The following is a 14,962-nucleotide window of genomic DNA, read 5'->3' as shown; positions in this document are numbered from 1 at the left end:
ATATTTTTCATTTCGAGTACCCCGATTTGCTCACTCGCGTGTCTGATATAGTACACGGCTAAATTTCATTATGAAAGATCGATTGGATTATTTGTTTCAACGCTACCTCGCGCAAGCCTGTTCTGCCGAAGAACAGGAGGAACTTAGCCGTTTGCTGAACGACGCGGGTAACGAGGAGCGCTTCCGTGTATTAATAGAAGCGGAAATGGACGGCGCCGGCGAAACGTTGCCGGACGACGAAGCCGACGAAATCTTCCACAATATAACGGGCCACGAGGCGCAGGAAGTAACCGCTACCTCTGCCAGCCATGGCCGTAAATGGTGGATGGCCGCTGCGGCGCTACTGGTGCTGGTAGCCGGACTATCAGGCATCCTGCTGCAAAGACACAAGCCCACTACAATTACCGCTTTACAAATACAGGATGCGCCTGCCGGCAAAAACGGCGCACTGTTAACCCTGGCAAATGGGGAGGTGATCGTGCTGGATAGCGCCGGTAACGGTCAACTGGCGGTGCAGGGCAATAGCAAAGTATTAATGCAGAACGGGCAGTTAGCCTACCAGTCGCAATCCGGCAAGGCGTCGACCAATGTATTATATAATACGCTGCGTACGCCCCGCGGCCGCAAATTCAGTATCGTACTGCCAGATGGTACCACTGTATGGCTGAACGCCGCCTCCTCCCTGCGTTACCCGGCCGTGTTTAACGGGAACGTACGTAAGGTGGAGATCACCGGTGAAGTTTATTTTGACGTCGCTACCGTGTACAACGCCCAGCATCATAAAATACCTTTTGAAGTGCAAGTGAACGATCATACAAAGATCGAAGTGTTGGGGACACAGTTTAACGTGAATGCTTATACGGAAGAGCAGCAAATGAAGACAACGCTGCTCGAAGGCGCCGTACGCCTGAACAACACGGTGACGCTCAGGCCAGGCCAGCAAGCCTGTGTAGCCGCCGGCAACATCAGGGTGCTGAATGATGTCAATACCGCACAAGCAGTCGCCTGGAAGAACAATATCTTTTACTTCGGCGGCAGAACCCGCGTGGACGAGGTGCTGAGGCAATTATCAAGATGGTACGATGTAGATATTGTATACGAAAAAGGAGTGCCGGACCTTGTATTTACCGGTAAGATGCAGCGCAGTCTCAGTCTCAGTCAGGCGCTGAAAGGTTTAGGGGAGATGGGGCTTCATTTCAAGATAGAAGAAAAGAAACTATATGTAAATCCATAAAAGACGCAATATGAACGGCTGGCCTTAAAAGAGCAACCGTCCGGGTGCGATCCGTGACGGTTGGAAATCTGGCTAACCTTTAATATACCAGGTGTACTGTTATTTATTTGATCAACCAAAAATTGCTACGAAAGTATGAAAATTAATGCTTTTTGTAAAGGGCACCCTATGCCCCGCCTATTGACGCAAACGCTACGTTGTATGAAGCTTATCGCCATTGCTATGCTGGTATTTTGTATGCATGTAAGTGCCACTACAAAATCACAGACGATTACCATTAAACTACAGCAGCAGTCTATGGAAACGGCCTTTTCTGAAATTGAAAAGCAAACCGGTTACCTGATGATGTATAACCCGGACCTGCTGCAAAAAACGCCACCGGTAACGATCGTGGCCAATAAAATGCCGCTGGAAGCTTTTCTCGGAAAGCTGCTCGTCGGCAATGCCCTCACGTACTCCATCGAAGACAAAACGATATTCGTGCGCCGCGGTACCACACCAACGCCAGCCGCCAAGTCGGTCGTAGCAGCGCCCGTGTTTGCAACGATTGCCGGCAGGGTAGTAGATTCTACCGGCCAGCCCGTACCCGGCGTAACAGTCGCGGTGAAGAATGGCAAAGCCGGTACAGCCACGAATGCCGATGGACGCTTTACCATCGAAGCGAACGAAGGCGATGTATTGATTTTCTCCGCCATCAGCTTCCTGTCCAAAGAAGTACCTGCCGCAGCTGGTATGACAGTGGTTATGGTGGTGGATAATAAAAGCCTGGGTGAGGTTGTGGTAGTAGCTTACGGTAAACAAAAGAAGGTAAGTGTAACCGGCGCCATCGCGACCGTAGGTACCAAAGAGCTCACACAAAGCCCGGTAGCGAACCTTAGTAATGCACTCGCCGGCCGCCTGCCAGGTTTGATCACTTTGCAAAACAGTGGTGAGCCGGGCTACGATGGTGCTAACCTCTGGATCCGTGGTATGGCGACGTTCACCGGTAGCCAAAGCCCGCTGATCCTCGTAGATGGAGTGGAACGCTCCTTCGGAAGCATCGATGCGAACGAGGTCGAAAACATCTCTATATTAAAAGATGCCTCTTCTACCGCAGTATTCGGGGTGAGAGGTGCGAACGGGGTAGTACTCGTGACTACACGCCGCGGTACATCGGGCAAACCGAGAATTACGTTTACGGCGCAGACTGGCTTGCAGTCTCCAACACGTATGCCCGAATACCTTGACAGCTACGACGCGCTCAGCATGTACCGTGTCGGCCTGATCAACGATAACCAGAACTATTCGCAGTACACCGACGAATACCTGTCTAAGTTCCGCGACCGCAGCATGCCGGCTTACGAGTACCTGTACCCCAACGTTGACTGGCTGGGAGAAATGCTGAAGCCTAATTCCTCTATGTCGCAGGGTAACCTGAACGTAAGCGGCGGTAACCAGTCGGTTCGCTACTTCGTGTCAATGTCGTACCTGAAACAAAACGGCTTATATAACTTCGAAGACCAGATCGATGCCTATGATATACAGGCGACGACGAACCGTTATAACTTCCGCTCTAACATCGATCTGAATATTACGCGAGATCTGAGTATGGAACTGAACCTGGGTGAGATTGTTCGCGATAACAATTATCCTCCGGTAAGCGCCAGTGAACTGTTTGCAGGTATGCAATCTATTTCGCCCTGGCTGTACCCGATGAAGAATCCTGATGGTAGCATCAGCGCCCTGCCCGCAAAAGCCTGGAACCCTTACGGCCGTTTAACGGCAGGTGGTTACCAGCGTAACTTCGAGAACACTTTGCAGGCCACGGCTGGTTTTAAACTGGAAATGCCCTGGATTACCAAAGGTCTGAGCGCCCGCGCCCGACTGTCATTCGACTCCTACGGCTTCCGTAACGTACGCAGGGTAATGGTGTATCCGACTTACCAATATGCGTTGGGTAATGACCAGGAAACAGATCTCACGAAAGGTACTTATATCAAAGTAGGAGATGGTAACAATACGCTCAGTTATGATGTAAGCGCAAACAGTAACCGTCGCACGCTGCTGGAAACGTACATCAACTATGCACGCACTTTTGGTAAACACGATGTAACAGGTATGTTCCTGTATACGCAGCAAAGCTTCTTCGATGCAGTAGGTAGCGGCAATGCGATCGGTGGTTTGCCTTATAAATACAATGGCTATATCGGTAGGGCGACCTACGGTTATGCCGGCAAATATTTTTCTGAATTCAACTTCGGTTACAATGGTTCGGAGAACTTCCCTGAAGGTAAACGCTACGACTTCTTCCCATCCGTGTCACTGGCCTGGGTAATGAGCGAAGAGTCTTTCCTGAAGGATCGCGTGACCTTCCTGAACCTGCTGAAATTACGTGCTTCCGGCGGCTTGGTGGGTAACGATAAGATCGGTGGTCGTCGCTTCCTGTATCAGAGCACCTGGTCGCTCGGCGCCACTGGGTACCAGTTTGGCCGCAACCGCGATGGTGTTTGGTATGGCGGTGCTACAGAAGATGCCAACGGCAACCCTGACGTAACCTGGGAGCGTGCGCAGAAATACAATGCAGGTCTAGACCTCGGCTTGTTCAACGACGCGATCACTTTTACCGGTGATGTGTTCTACGAGCGCAGGAGCAACATTCTTGCTACGCCAGGCACATTGCCTTCCGTACTGGGTGTGGTAAACCTGCCGCTGGTGAACCTGGGCGAGGTAGAGAATAAGGGATTTGAGGTGGAACTGCAGCACAAAAAGAACTTCCGTCACTTCAACTATTTCATAAAAGGTAACTTCTCCTTCGCCCGTAACAAAATCGTGGCGATGGACGAACCTACGCTGAAGGGCCGTAGCTACGCGATGCGTACAGGCAGAAGCGTAAACGATCAGTATGCGTTTCTCGCGAAAGGACTGTTCCAGAGCCAGGATGATATCAATAAAAGTCCCGACCAGAGCGCGTTCGGTATGATCCAACCGGGTGATATCAAATATGTGGACGTGAACAACGATGGCAAAATCGATGAGTTGGACCGCGCTTATACCGGAAAACCTTCTGTACCTGAAAAGATACTGGGGCTGTCGCTGGGCTTTGGTTACAAAGGCTTCGACGTAGGCATTCTATTCCAGGGTGCGTTTGGCGGTAACGTTTGGCTGACTGGGCCCGCCATCTGGCCGTTCAGCGGCGATGGTGGTATTCTTGCGGATATCAAAGGCAATTACTGGACGCCTGAAACAACGAATGCAAAGTATCCGAGGATTTCTTATGCCAACAACGCCAACAACAACCAGATATCTACCTTCTGGCTGCGCAGCACAAACTACCTGCGTTTGAAGAATGCGGAGATAGGCTACAACGTGCCGCAGGCCTGGACTAAAAGAGCGCACCTCAGTAATGTGCGTTTATTCGTGAACGGTATCAACCTCGTTACCTGGGATTACCTGAAAATATTCGATCCGGAAATGCCGAACGATTCGAGGAACTATCCGCAACAACGTGTGTTTAACGGTGGCATCACCGTGGGACTGTAATGAGCAACCTAAAAAGTTTAGACATGAAATTCAGCATAAAAAGGATCACATTTTATACGATCGCATTTGCGGTGACAGCAGCCGGCTTTTCATCCTGTAAAAAATTCCTGGACGTAGTACCCAACGAACTGGTAACCGACAAACAGATATGGGGTAACATCAACAATGCAAACGCCGCACTGGCGCATTTATACAGCCAGTTGCCCAATACGATCGGGGCCGATGGTAATACCCTGAATGAAACAACTGCCGCTACGGACGAATGTTTTCACCACTGGGGTGCTGGTTACTGGCCGTTGAAATACAACACCGGCGCCTGGAACTCTGCCGATAATCCATTTGGCGAGTGGGAGCTGCAATACAGGAACATCCGTAAGGCGAACCTGTTTTTAGAGAATATCGATAAAGTGCCTATTCCTACCGACCAGGTATCTTATTACGCGGTAAAAGTACCACATTATAAAGCGGAAGCACGTTTCATGCGTGCGCTGTTCCATTTTCAATTGTTTAAAATGTATGGTGCCGTACCGGTAATTACAAACTCGCTGCAGATTACCGACAAAGGTTCTGTAACAGTGCCACGTAATTCAGTAGATGAAGTTGTAGCGTTTATCGTAAACGAATGTGAGGCCATCGCACCTGAACTGTTGCCCAAACACCCTGACGCTGACCTTGGCAGGGCAAACAGGGGTGCGGCATTGGCGCTGGCTGCACGTACTTTACTGTATGCTGCCAGCCCGCTGTTTAACGGCAATGCCATGTATGCGAACGTTAAAAACCTCGACGGCAAACAATTGTTCAATCAGTCTTACGATAAAGAGAAATGGAAGAAGGCGGCAGATGCAGCGCAGCGGGTGATGGACCTCGACTACATCATTTCCCGCGGTATCGCCAATGATCCGATCAACAGCTACGGACAGATTTTCTACACCCGTAACTGGACAGAGATCATCATGCCGAGAATGGTGCCTAATACCAAAAACCTCGACCTGGAACTGTTTCCTTTCGGCGGCCCTTGGGGCGGTTGGGGTAAGTACAGTCCTTTCCAGGAGCTGATAGACGCCTATGAAACGAAAACAGGTTACCCGATCGATCACGCGTCTTCCGGCTACGTGAAAGAGGGTTTCTGGAGCGGTTGGTTCTGGGCAGGTGCAGGTGCTACGGAATGGGTTTGGTTAGATAACATTTCCAATATGTACAAAGACCGCGACCCTCGTTTCTACGCCACCATCACTTACCAGGGCAGCAAGTTTAACGCCACCCGCACGAACAATACGCCGATAAGATTAGCATGGTGGGGCGGTAACAACGGTGCTTCTCAGGCATGGCCTAAAAGCTCCGGTACCTTTACTGTAAGCGGTTACAACGTACGTAAATGGTGCGATCCGAAAGTTGATCCTACCAACTGGTGGACTTCCCCCGATGCGCAGCGTAACGATCCGCTGTTCCGCGTAACAGAGTTTTACCTCGCCTATGCGGAAGCGATGAACGAATACAACGAAGGGCCGACGCCAGAGGCTTATGCCGCAGTAAATGCCGTTCGCGCCCGTGTGGATATGCCGGGACTGCCCATCATTCCTGAGGACATTACCCGCGAAGGATTCCGCAAACGTGTTCAGAATGAAAAACGCGTGGAGTTCGCATTTGAAGGCCATCGTTTCTGGGACGTGCGCCGCTGGCTGATCGCGAAACAAGTAGATAACGGTGTGATGCATGGTATGAACGCGAGGCCTACTACTGCTGAATTACAAGGCACCGGCCTGGATGTAAACAGCGAGGCGGCAGGTTTGGCCGTATTCTACAAAGAGGCGCCGGTCCAAACCCGCGTATTCCTCGACAGGCATTACCTGATGCCGATACCGCAGCGCGAAATGGATGTAAACGATAATATGGTTCAGAACTATGGCTGGTAATATTGCATACGCGGCATTGTTCACCTGCCTCATGTGCGGGTGCTCCAAAGCGGATAAAGATTCGATACCCGAACCGGAAGTCGTGATCCCCGCAATACCGCCGGGTGAGTCAAAACATTTTGGGCTGACGAATTACTACGAAAAGTATCGCGCACTGGTAGCCGGAACCGACAGCATTCCGATTGTTAGTGCCGCCATCGTAAGCGACGAGGCGCTGGCTAGGGTAGAGGCGGTTTGTAAAGTAGTTACGTCAACGCTGCCAAAGAACAGTGTGGCAGAACTACGCAGGCAGCGCGTGTACCTGGCGGTATTCGGCAATACTTTTTATCCGGATGTGTTGCCCGGCTGGCCTGTTGGTCTGGATGCGAAACGTTATGCCGGAGGCTTTGGTCCTTCCCCTACGTACCGCGCCTGCGGCGTGCATGAGGGAGATGCGCTGCGCAACAGTCATGACCGTTACAGAACGGAGAACATCGTGGTACACGAATTTGGTCATGCTGTAAAAAACATGGCGCTGGAAGTAATGGACGGAACGTTCAAGAAACAAATTCAGCAGTTGTACGATAAGGCGATTGCTGCCGGTAAATGGACGAATACTTACGCCGGCTCCAATCCCGATGAATATTGGGCGGAGTGTTTGCAAAGTTACTTCGATGTAAACGCTCCCGGTCCCGTAGGCGGTGATGGTATCCACAACGATATCTGGAACCGGGAAAGGCTGAAGACCTATGATCCGGAAATCTTCGCATTACTGGATGCATTGTACGGCGGCGCTACGCTGCCACCAGGCGAATGGTAAAGTTGTTAGATGGAAGATACCCATGCAGGCGGCGCATCAGTATACAAGCTGTTGTGCCGCTACTGGGAAAGAAAATGGCCGTCTCCGCAGGGAGGCGGCTTTTTTTATCTTACGACTTTTTTCTAAACCACTTTCGTAAAGGCTCGTCCAGGTAAGCAAATACGAAATAGGCCAGTCCTATCAATAATAACGTGCCCGCAGCGGTTATAACGAGCATTTGCGTAAGCGAAGGTTTTTGCTTCTCCACATAACTCATAAACAGCCAGATGAAAGGGTAGTGGATCATATACAGCGGATAGGAGATGTTACCCGAAAACCTGCAGATCGCTTTGGCACGGTTATGTAACGTAGCGCCGGCGCCCAATGCAACCAGCAATGGCAGGAAGAATACAACGATCGTAGGGTCGATGATTTTGTTATAGGTATTTGAATAGGGGATGATAAATACCATAGCCAGTAACGTACCAATGCCCGCAAAGCCAAACGGATGGCGGATGATCCACCTCGAACGATATACCAGCATCCCTGCAACAAAGGAAAATGCCACACGTACTCCGCCACCACGGAAGTTATCACCACCCCATCCTACACCCAGGAAGCCGGATGCCTGTGCTTCAAAATAAAGAGCGATAGCGCCAAGGCCCACCAGTGCCCACAGCCACTTGTTCCGTAACCGTACCAGTACAAGGGCGTATAATATATTAGCGATGTATTCCCAAAACAGCGACCAGGTGGGCGGATTGAGGTGAAACAGGTTGAAGTAACGCTCATGCACCAGCGGATACGGGATCATCAGGCAGGAGGCAACGAACATCAAAGGCAGCCTGGCTGCATATTTCATCCACAGCTGGCTGAACGGATCCAATACAAAAACAATGAGTCCTACGACAGATGCAATGATCACCAACGGATGCAGCCTGATGAGACGAAGTTTCAAAAAAGCCATTGTTCCTATCTTTTGCAGCCGGTCGTCGTAGGCGTAAGCGATCACGAAGCCGGATAAACAGAAGAAAAAATCCACCGACAAATAAGCATGTGCAATAAAACTGTTGTTGTAATCCGGCACGGCAATTTCCATAAAATGAAAGATCACCACCGCGATGGCGGCGATGCCGCGCAGGCCATCCAGTATTTCGAAATGTTGCCTGGTTGGCGTCAGGCTGATCGTGGAATTTTCATGCATGCCGCAAACTTAAGGCAGCCAGGTGTTACGCGGCACCACATCCCCCGAAAATGAATCAAAATGATAAAAGATTGATACGCAATAAACATGACCGCCGCCGGATGCCGCGATTTTTTTATTTTTGCCGCGTCAAACATAAATGCGATGAAAGAACAATTACATACATTGCTTGGGCAACTGAAAAGCAACACGATCACTTTTAAAGAAGTGCTGGAATTTATCGAAACATATTATCAGCATACGCCAGCTGCGTTCAAAAATGGCGAGGCGTTCAATGAGGCAACACAGAACCAGGGTAGCGCAAAGGTATTTGCTTTTGCGCAACTGAACGGCCTTTCCAAAGAAGACACGCTGCACCTGTTCGCTGAACATTACCAGGCGGTACTCGCTACTCCCGATGGCGCAGATCATCAGAACATCCGCCAGTTTATGGCAAATGGTTGGGACGGTATCAAGTTTGAAAGCCAGGCGCTGACTGCAAAATAACCAGGAGAAGGAGCGGTGTTACATCGCTCCTTTTTTAATCCTTACACTTTGTCCAGTCCGGGATGTATACTTCATGTATGTTCTCCTGCTGTTCCAATAGCGTTATCATCGCTTCCCTGGCGGCGTCGCTATCGAAAGTGAGAATGAATTTAGGTCCTGTTCTCTGGAAATAGAGTTTGCCCCGGCTGGAGTCCATGCCTTTCCTGTAAGTAAGCTGATGTGCGGCAAGCAATTTTTCCGCGTCGGGCTGCCCGATATCTTTCTTAAAAACGGTGATCAATTCGATACGTTCTTCCGTCATAGGTTTCATGGGATTTGCGGTTAAGATAGACCGAATTATCTACATGTAAAAGGGGAAACCATGACCGGTTCCCCCTTTTTGTTGATAGGCAACGTTGCAGACTAATTAAGTTGTAAGGAGGCCGGACCAAATTCTTCGAGATGAATGTCTGCCCGGTTTACCCCTTTTTCCGTGAGAAATTGGTAATGTTTCCTGATAAAGACTGCAGGGCCGCAGATGTAGTAACGTGTGTCAGGCTGTACTACGGTGTCTGCGATCTTCTCCAGGTCGACATAGCCCGTATTAACGGCAGCATCACCTTCATGCTGATCGTAAAATAGGTGCTGGCTGATATGTTCGTGCTGCGTTGTCCATTGCTGCAGCTGTTGCTGAAAGGCATGTACTTCGCGGTTCCGGCAACCGTGTATCCACGTAATCGGTTGCTGGCTGCCAGATTGTATCAGGCTTTCGAGCATACTGATTAGCGGTGTTTGGCCTACGCCGCCGCTGATAAATACCACTTGTTTGCTTTCCGGCTGTAGCACGAAACTGCCTGCAGGCGCGGATACATCGATCAGGTCGCCCTCTTTGATGAAGTCGTGTAGCCTGTTGCTAATCATCCCATCCGGGTGTTGACTGCCGCGTTCTTTTTTTACAGAGATGCGATAGTATTTGCCGTTGGGTGCTGCCGATAGGCTGTACTGGCGAGGTTGCAGCAGGTTTATTTCAGGGAGGAACAGTCTTACGCTCAGATATTGCCCGGGCGTAAAATCTGCAACAGGTCCGCCATCCGCAGGATATAAATAGAAGGATGTGATCTCCGTCGATTCCTGTACTTTCTGTTTAACGATGAATGGCCGCCAGCCAGTCCAGCCACCTTGTTTGGCAGTTTGAGCCTGGTATAATGTTGACTCATGTCCGGACATGATGCCCGCCAGTTGTATATAGGCGGCCGTCCAGGCGTCGAGTAAATCCGGTGTAGCAGCCTCGCCGAGTACCTCGCTGATTGCCGCGATCAGGTGTTTACCCACGATCTGGTAATGTTCCGGGCGTATGTCCAGACTTGTATGCTTTTGTCCGATGCTGTCGATCACCGGCAGTAATACTGCAGGGTTTTCGATATGTTCTGCATAAGCCAAAACCGCCATTGCCAGGGCTGTTTGCTGTTTGTTGTTCTGCTGGTTGCCCATGTTGAATATATGCTTCAGTTCAGGATTATGGCTGAACATACGCTTGTAAAAATGTGAGGTGAGAATTACGCCGGCTTCTTTTAAAACAGGCACGGTAGCTTTTACCAACTCCTTCTGTGCAGTGGTCATCATCTGTTTGCTGTTTAATAAAGTTGAATAAATATAATAAGACCTTTTTATCCTTTATTAGAATAAAAAAATAGTTAGTCTTTTCTGAGTGCCAGCTGCCCGTTCAATAAATCCTTATTGAACTGCCCGATGCTGGTGGTGTTGAGCATATGCGACAACTCGTTACGCACCTTTTTGAATTGTTTATGGAGCGGACAAGGATGCTTTTCGGAGCAATGTTTCAGGCCCATGCCGCAGCCTTTAAATACTTCTTCGCCGTCTATCGCCGTAACAATATCAGCGAGCGGGCGTTTCATACTTTTAGGTTCGAGGTAGAAACCGCCGTTCGGTCCTTTCATTGACTGTATCAATCCTTTGCGGCTAAGGTCTTGCAGTATCTTTGCGAGGAAACTTTCGGGGGAATCTATCTCCGCTGCTATCTCCTTAATACCCACCCTGGACCCGTCCATGGTACGGTGCGCGATATAAAATACCGCCCGGATGGCATATTCGCATGTCTTTGAAAAAACGCTCATAATGTTTTGATAGGGCAAAGATAGGGCGAAAATATAATAAAGGATTATTTTGTCTTTTATTTTTGAGGATGATTTTAATCAGGTTTTTGAGAGCGCTCGTCGTGATAAACTGGTGTGAATTATGGCGCGGGCGTTAAACTATATTTATCCGTATTTCTCGTTGTTCCAATATCGAGGCGCATAATCGAGCCGTTTTTGTTTCGGACAAACTGAAAAAGGGTGCTGGTGTTTTCTGCATTGAACAGATCTTTACCTACCGGCACGATCCACCACTTAGGGCCGCCGGGTTTCTGGTAAAATAGCCGCCCGTTTTCAAAGCCGAGCTTAGTGGTTGTTCGCGAGTCATCGAGATAATTCCCGGCATAAGTAGCCAGTTGTGTGGCGTGCAAAGCTACCGGCGTATATTCAGCATCTACACCAAGATACCTGCCCGCAATACGTGTAGCCAGTATTTCCGGCAGTTGCCTGCGAAAGTTGAATAATACACATACAAGTAGCGAATCTTTAGGGAAATACATCACGTGCGACATAAATCCACCGAAGTTACCACTGTGTTCTACCAGCGGATGGCCGCCGAGGTGGCCGATCGTCCAGCCAAAGCCATAGTCCGGTTGCCGGCCAGATGTAATTCGTGCACGCGACCATGCCTGCTGGAGTGTGGTGGGTTGCACCATCTTATGTGTAGTAACTGATCGGTACCAGGCAAAGATATCAGCTGCAGTAGCTTGTAAAGCACCGGCCGAATAAGGAATCTGAGCGTTGGCGTTAACTGCATTCTCCACGCCGCGCCGTGTGTAAATGTAGGAGGAGGCTCGGTTAGGCACCAGCCACATATCGTTGCCAAACAAGGCATGCGCCATGCCTGCAGGTTGAAGCACCTGACGGGTGATGTAATCCTCATATGACATGTTACTTACCTGTTCAATGATGTAGCCGAGCAACTGGTAGCCCGAATTACTGTAGGCCCAGTTGGTACCCGGAACGAAGGTAAGTGGTTGATCTTTGAATGTACTCATCACATCTGCCGCCGATAGCCAGCCGCGGCCTTTGGCAATAAGCGATTGCGCACTTGCCGCATTAGGTATGCCTGCGGTATGGGTCAGTAGTTGCGCGACCGTTGCCTGTCCGCCAACATAACCTTTCAGGAAACTGCCTACCGTATCCTGCAAAGAAAGTTTCCCCTGCTCTACCAATTGCAATATGGCAATGGCCGTAAACTGTTTAGTGACCGAGCCGATATTGAAGACCATTTCACGGCGCATAGGCACGTTCAGTTCCATGTTTGCCATGCCAAACGCACGTTCATACACTACCTGGTCGCCGCGTGCCACCAATATCACACCGCCGGGTTCTGTAGCTGTAAAGAGACTGTCGATCAGGGTATCCTGTGCGCAGATCGGGCCTGCCAGCAGGAGGGCCAAAAATGATAAGTATAGTTTCATAATGTCAAAGCTACCCGCATGCAGCGTACCCAAGAGTGCCATTTCTGCGAACAGCCCGTTTTGTTCTGCCAACCTGTTTCCCGTTGCCGCGGTATTGTGTAGATTTATAGTATGAAGCCCCGCTGGTCATACTTCCTCTTGTTTTATACGTTATGGTACGGGTGGACGAACATCTGTTGGGCGCCGCCTGTCGCGTGGCTGTACCGTCAGTATAGCATTTGGTTTAATGTGCGCGAGTACCTGTTATGGCTGGGCGCTACGGCATTGCCTTACTGGTTGCTCGTCAGGTATTATCGCAATCGGCCTATACTCGGCACTGCCTTAGCATTAACAGCCTTTGCAGGCATGCAGCTGGTCAGGCGTCACCTTGTGTATGGGGGCGGATTTCCCTGGGAATACTATTATGCGAAGGGGCCGCATGTGATATTGGCCATGCCGCTGTTTACGGCCGTCTTTTTCTTTGTAAGATACGCGCGGCAGCAAGCGCTCGAAAGCAGGGAAACCGCAGCCGGTAGCATGCAGGCGGAGCGCGACCTCCTGCATATGCAACTGCATCCGCATTTCCTGTTCAATAGTTTGAATAATATTTACGCGCTGGCAGAAGATCGTTCCGCCGCCGCATTGCCTGCCTTTAAGAGCCTGCATGCGATGCTGCGGTTTCTTTACGCGCGGCGGCCTGCTTTTATTCCGCTGGAAGATGAACTACGTTGCATTCGCGAATACCTGCAACTACAACAGCTTCGTTATCCGCAGCCACTACAATTGCAAACGCATTTTGCCATAAAGGATGCGCCCATTCCGCCTTTGCTATTGTTGCCATTGGTAGAGAATATTTTTAAACATGGAGATGTGACCGCATCACCCGTCATGTTGCAGTTGCATGCGGACCGTGGTTTGCTGCACTTCTATTGTCGTAATGCTGTGAGTAAGTCGCAGCCAGTGATCGCTGATGGAATAGGATTGAAAAATATACGTCGCCGTTTGCAATTGTTGTATCCCGGCGAACATAGTCTGCACATACAGCCTGAAGCTGGCTTCTTCACCGTTCAATTAAAAGTTCGTTATGCGTAACATGCTCCTGTTCCTACTTTTTTATGGGCTGATATATGCTGCCGCTGCTCCGGGTTTGTCGTGGTATGACGTTCTCAAGTTCCTTCCAATGGCGACCGCAGTGTACGCAAGTTTTCATTATTGCTTTCAGACGCGCCTCCTGGTGCCCACTTTGCTGGCATCCGGATTGATCTTGCTGCCCTTATACGTTTTGATTGCGGATCAGCCGCCAGGGCTGTTCATCGCCGATCACTATCCATTGATTCTATCAATCTATTTATATAGCACACTTTATTTCTTCATTCGCCGCGTGCAACAGCAGGCTATCAGCCAACGAGAACTGGCGCTGGAACAGGCAGCCTTATTGCTCGCCCAACAACGGCAGCAGCTGAGTGCGGACTTACTCTTTACCGAAATGCAGAAGATAGAAGCGTTGCTGGAAATAGATGATCCGCAGGTGTTGCCTGCCATTGAAGCATTTAGCGAACAATTACGCGAAAAACTATATCCACATGCATGACAAACCACTCAATTGCCTGGTAGTAGACGATGAACCACTGGCTGCCCGCCTGATTGCGCGTTACGTAGAACGTACGCCTGGCCTGCGTTTGTTGCATGCTACGACCGATAGTATGCAGGCGTTATCGCTGATTCATGAAGGAGAAGTGTCGCTGGCCTTCCTGGATATCCAGATGCCCGGTATCAACGGATTTGAGCTGATGCAATTGCTGCGTCGCCAGTGCGCCGTGATCATCGTTACGGCTTATCCGCAGTATGCGCTGCAAAGCTACGAGTACGAAGTGCTCGACTACCTTGTTAAGCCTGTCGGCTACGAACGTTTCCAGCAGGCGACGGAGCGCGCGCTGTTACGATTATCCACCGCTCCCACCGTTATGCCGTTCATCTTCATAAAATCCGGACAAAAGCTGATACGATTGCTGCTAAAGGATATTTTGTATATCGAAGGTATGCGTGACTACACTGCATTTCATACGCAGGGGGTAAACATCTTTCGGGCGATAGACTACGTGACCTGGAAACGCTGCTTCCCGAAACGTTTGTTCGCATCCACCGGTCGTACATCGTGAACCTGGAACAGGTCGCAATGGTAGAGAAGTGGAAGGTAAGTTTGGGTGGGATGCAGTTGCCGATTGGGGAGGTGTATAGGGAAGGGATGGCGTCACGTATCAAAGGAATGTTATAGCGTTTCGTTCAAACTTAT

The 14,962-nt window shown here is 49.9% G+C and carries 14 protein-coding genes; 9 read left to right on the top strand and 5 right to left on the bottom strand.

The features are described 5' to 3' along the window. Window positions 1-70 precede the first annotated feature (70 nt). The 4 genes from MKQ68_RS15360 (at window position 71) to MKQ68_RS15345 (ending at window position 7,465) form a co-directional block, all read left to right on the top strand. Window positions 71-1,234: a FecR family protein gene (locus MKQ68_RS15360; RefSeq protein WP_264279890.1), complete on the top strand. Its 1,164-nt coding sequence runs from the start codon at window positions 71-73 to the stop codon at window positions 1,232-1,234. Between the two features lie 201 nt (window positions 1,235-1,435). Further along, entirely contained in the window at window positions 1,436-4,753 is a 3,318-nt protein-coding gene (locus MKQ68_RS15355; RefSeq protein ID WP_264279889.1) for a TonB-dependent receptor, read from the top strand. Between the two features lie 23 nt (window positions 4,754-4,776). Beyond that, window positions 4,777-6,666, top strand: a complete 1,890-nt coding sequence (locus MKQ68_RS15350) for a RagB/SusD family nutrient uptake outer membrane protein (protein WP_264279888.1) — start codon at window positions 4,777-4,779, stop codon at window positions 6,664-6,666. Next, window positions 6,656-7,465: a hypothetical protein gene (locus MKQ68_RS15345; RefSeq protein WP_264279887.1), complete on the top strand. Its 810-nt coding sequence runs from the start codon at window positions 6,656-6,658 to the stop codon at window positions 7,463-7,465. The genes MKQ68_RS15350 and MKQ68_RS15345 overlap by 11 nt, the downstream gene beginning before the upstream one ends. A 109-nt stretch (window positions 7,466-7,574) precedes the next feature. Here the strand turns inward: MKQ68_RS15345 and MKQ68_RS15340 are convergent, their stop codons facing one another. Further along, complete coding sequence (locus MKQ68_RS15340) at window positions 7,575-8,648, bottom strand: acyltransferase family protein (protein ID WP_264279886.1); 1,074 nt, start codon at window positions 8,646-8,648, stop codon at window positions 7,575-7,577. Window positions 8,649-8,792: 144 nt separating this feature from the next. Between MKQ68_RS15340 and MKQ68_RS15335 the strand changes: the two genes are divergently transcribed. Further along, window positions 8,793-9,134 (top strand): HopJ type III effector protein, encoded by a 342-nt coding sequence (locus MKQ68_RS15335; RefSeq protein ID WP_244839649.1) that lies wholly within the window; start codon window positions 8,793-8,795, stop codon window positions 9,132-9,134. Between the two features lie 34 nt (window positions 9,135-9,168). On the opposite strand, the gene MKQ68_RS15330 is transcribed toward MKQ68_RS15335, so the two are convergent. The 4 genes from MKQ68_RS15330 to MKQ68_RS15315 all read right to left on the bottom strand — a co-directional run bounded on the left by MKQ68_RS15330 (window position 9,169) and on the right by MKQ68_RS15315 (window position 12,690). Next, the gene (locus MKQ68_RS15330; protein ID WP_244839647.1) at window positions 9,169-9,444 is read right to left on the bottom strand and encodes a hypothetical protein; all 276 of its coding nucleotides are present in this window, start codon (window positions 9,442-9,444) and stop codon (window positions 9,169-9,171) included. A gap of 92 nt (window positions 9,445-9,536) precedes the next feature. Then, the gene (gene hmpA, locus MKQ68_RS15325) at window positions 9,537-10,736 is read right to left on the bottom strand and encodes an NO-inducible flavohemoprotein (protein WP_264279885.1); all 1,200 of its coding nucleotides are present in this window, start codon (window positions 10,734-10,736) and stop codon (window positions 9,537-9,539) included. Between the two features lie 71 nt (window positions 10,737-10,807). Further along, window positions 10,808-11,248 (bottom strand): RrF2 family transcriptional regulator, encoded by a 441-nt coding sequence (locus tag MKQ68_RS15320; protein ID WP_264279884.1) that lies wholly within the window; start codon window positions 11,246-11,248, stop codon window positions 10,808-10,810. Between the two features lie 119 nt (window positions 11,249-11,367). Beyond that, entirely contained in the window at window positions 11,368-12,690 is a 1,323-nt protein-coding gene (locus MKQ68_RS15315) for a serine hydrolase domain-containing protein (protein WP_264279883.1), read from the bottom strand. A 111-nt stretch (window positions 12,691-12,801) separates the two neighbouring features. On the opposite strand from MKQ68_RS15315, the gene MKQ68_RS15310 reads away from it, so the two are divergent. Genes MKQ68_RS15310 through MKQ68_RS25940 form a run of 4 tightly spaced genes read left to right on the top strand, consistent with a single transcriptional unit; the run spans window position 12,802 to window position 14,944 of the window. After that, complete coding sequence (locus tag MKQ68_RS15310) at window positions 12,802-13,761, top strand: sensor histidine kinase (RefSeq protein ID WP_264279882.1); 960 nt, start codon at window positions 12,802-12,804, stop codon at window positions 13,759-13,761. Next, window positions 13,754-14,260, top strand: coding sequence for a hypothetical protein (locus MKQ68_RS15305; RefSeq protein WP_264279881.1), 507 nt, complete (start codon window positions 13,754-13,756; stop codon window positions 14,258-14,260). The genes MKQ68_RS15310 and MKQ68_RS15305 overlap by 8 nt, the downstream gene beginning before the upstream one ends. After that, window positions 14,253-14,828: a LytR/AlgR family response regulator transcription factor gene (locus MKQ68_RS15300; protein ID WP_264279880.1), complete on the top strand. Its 576-nt coding sequence runs from the start codon at window positions 14,253-14,255 to the stop codon at window positions 14,826-14,828. The genes MKQ68_RS15305 and MKQ68_RS15300 overlap by 8 nt, the downstream gene beginning before the upstream one ends. Continuing rightward, a complete protein-coding gene (locus MKQ68_RS25940; RefSeq protein ID WP_432803746.1) occupies window positions 14,726-14,944 on the top strand; it encodes a LytTR family transcriptional regulator DNA-binding domain-containing protein in 219 nt (72 codons plus the stop codon). Before MKQ68_RS15300 ends, MKQ68_RS25940 begins: the two co-directional genes overlap by 103 nt. Window positions 14,945-14,962: the final 18 nt, after the last annotated feature.

The organism is Chitinophaga horti (assembly GCF_022867795.2).
Lineage (GTDB): Bacteria > Bacteroidota > Bacteroidia > Chitinophagales > Chitinophagaceae > Chitinophaga > Chitinophaga horti.
Note: the sequence above shows the minus strand (reverse complement) of the source record. Positions and strands in the feature narration are given on the sequence as shown.

Excerpts from the sequence above, each read along its gene's own strand:
- MKQ68_RS15315 (WP_264279883.1), bottom strand. The coding sequence starts at position 12,690 with ATGAAACTATACTTATCATTTTTGGCCCTCCTGCTGGCAGGCCCGATC.
- MKQ68_RS15345 (WP_264279887.1), top strand. The coding sequence starts at position 6,656 with ATGGCTGGTAATATTGCATACGCGGCATTGTTCACCTGCCTCATGTGC.
- MKQ68_RS15320 (WP_264279884.1), bottom strand. The coding sequence starts at position 11,248 with ATGAGCGTTTTTTCAAAGACATGCGAATATGCCATCCGGGCGGTATTT.
- MKQ68_RS15330 (WP_244839647.1), bottom strand. The coding sequence starts at position 9,444 with ATGAAACCTATGACGGAAGAACGTATCGAATTGATCACCGTTTTTAAG.
- MKQ68_RS15355 (WP_264279889.1), top strand. The coding sequence starts at position 1,436 with ATGAAGCTTATCGCCATTGCTATGCTGGTATTTTGTATGCATGTAAGT.
- MKQ68_RS15335 (WP_244839649.1), top strand. The coding sequence starts at position 8,793 with ATGAAAGAACAATTACATACATTGCTTGGGCAACTGAAAAGCAACACG.
- MKQ68_RS15340 (WP_264279886.1), bottom strand. The coding sequence starts at position 8,648 with ATGCATGAAAATTCCACGATCAGCCTGACGCCAACCAGGCAACATTTC.
- MKQ68_RS15300 (WP_264279880.1), top strand. The coding sequence starts at position 14,253 with ATGCATGACAAACCACTCAATTGCCTGGTAGTAGACGATGAACCACTG.
- hmpA (WP_264279885.1), bottom strand. The coding sequence starts at position 10,736 with ATGATGACCACTGCACAGAAGGAGTTGGTAAAAGCTACCGTGCCTGTT.
- MKQ68_RS15350 (WP_264279888.1), top strand. The coding sequence starts at position 4,777 with ATGAAATTCAGCATAAAAAGGATCACATTTTATACGATCGCATTTGCG.
- MKQ68_RS15360 (WP_264279890.1), top strand. The coding sequence starts at position 71 with ATGAAAGATCGATTGGATTATTTGTTTCAACGCTACCTCGCGCAAGCC.
- MKQ68_RS15305 (WP_264279881.1), top strand. The coding sequence starts at position 13,754 with ATGCGTAACATGCTCCTGTTCCTACTTTTTTATGGGCTGATATATGCT.
- MKQ68_RS15310 (WP_264279882.1), top strand. The coding sequence starts at position 12,802 with ATGAAGCCCCGCTGGTCATACTTCCTCTTGTTTTATACGTTATGGTAC.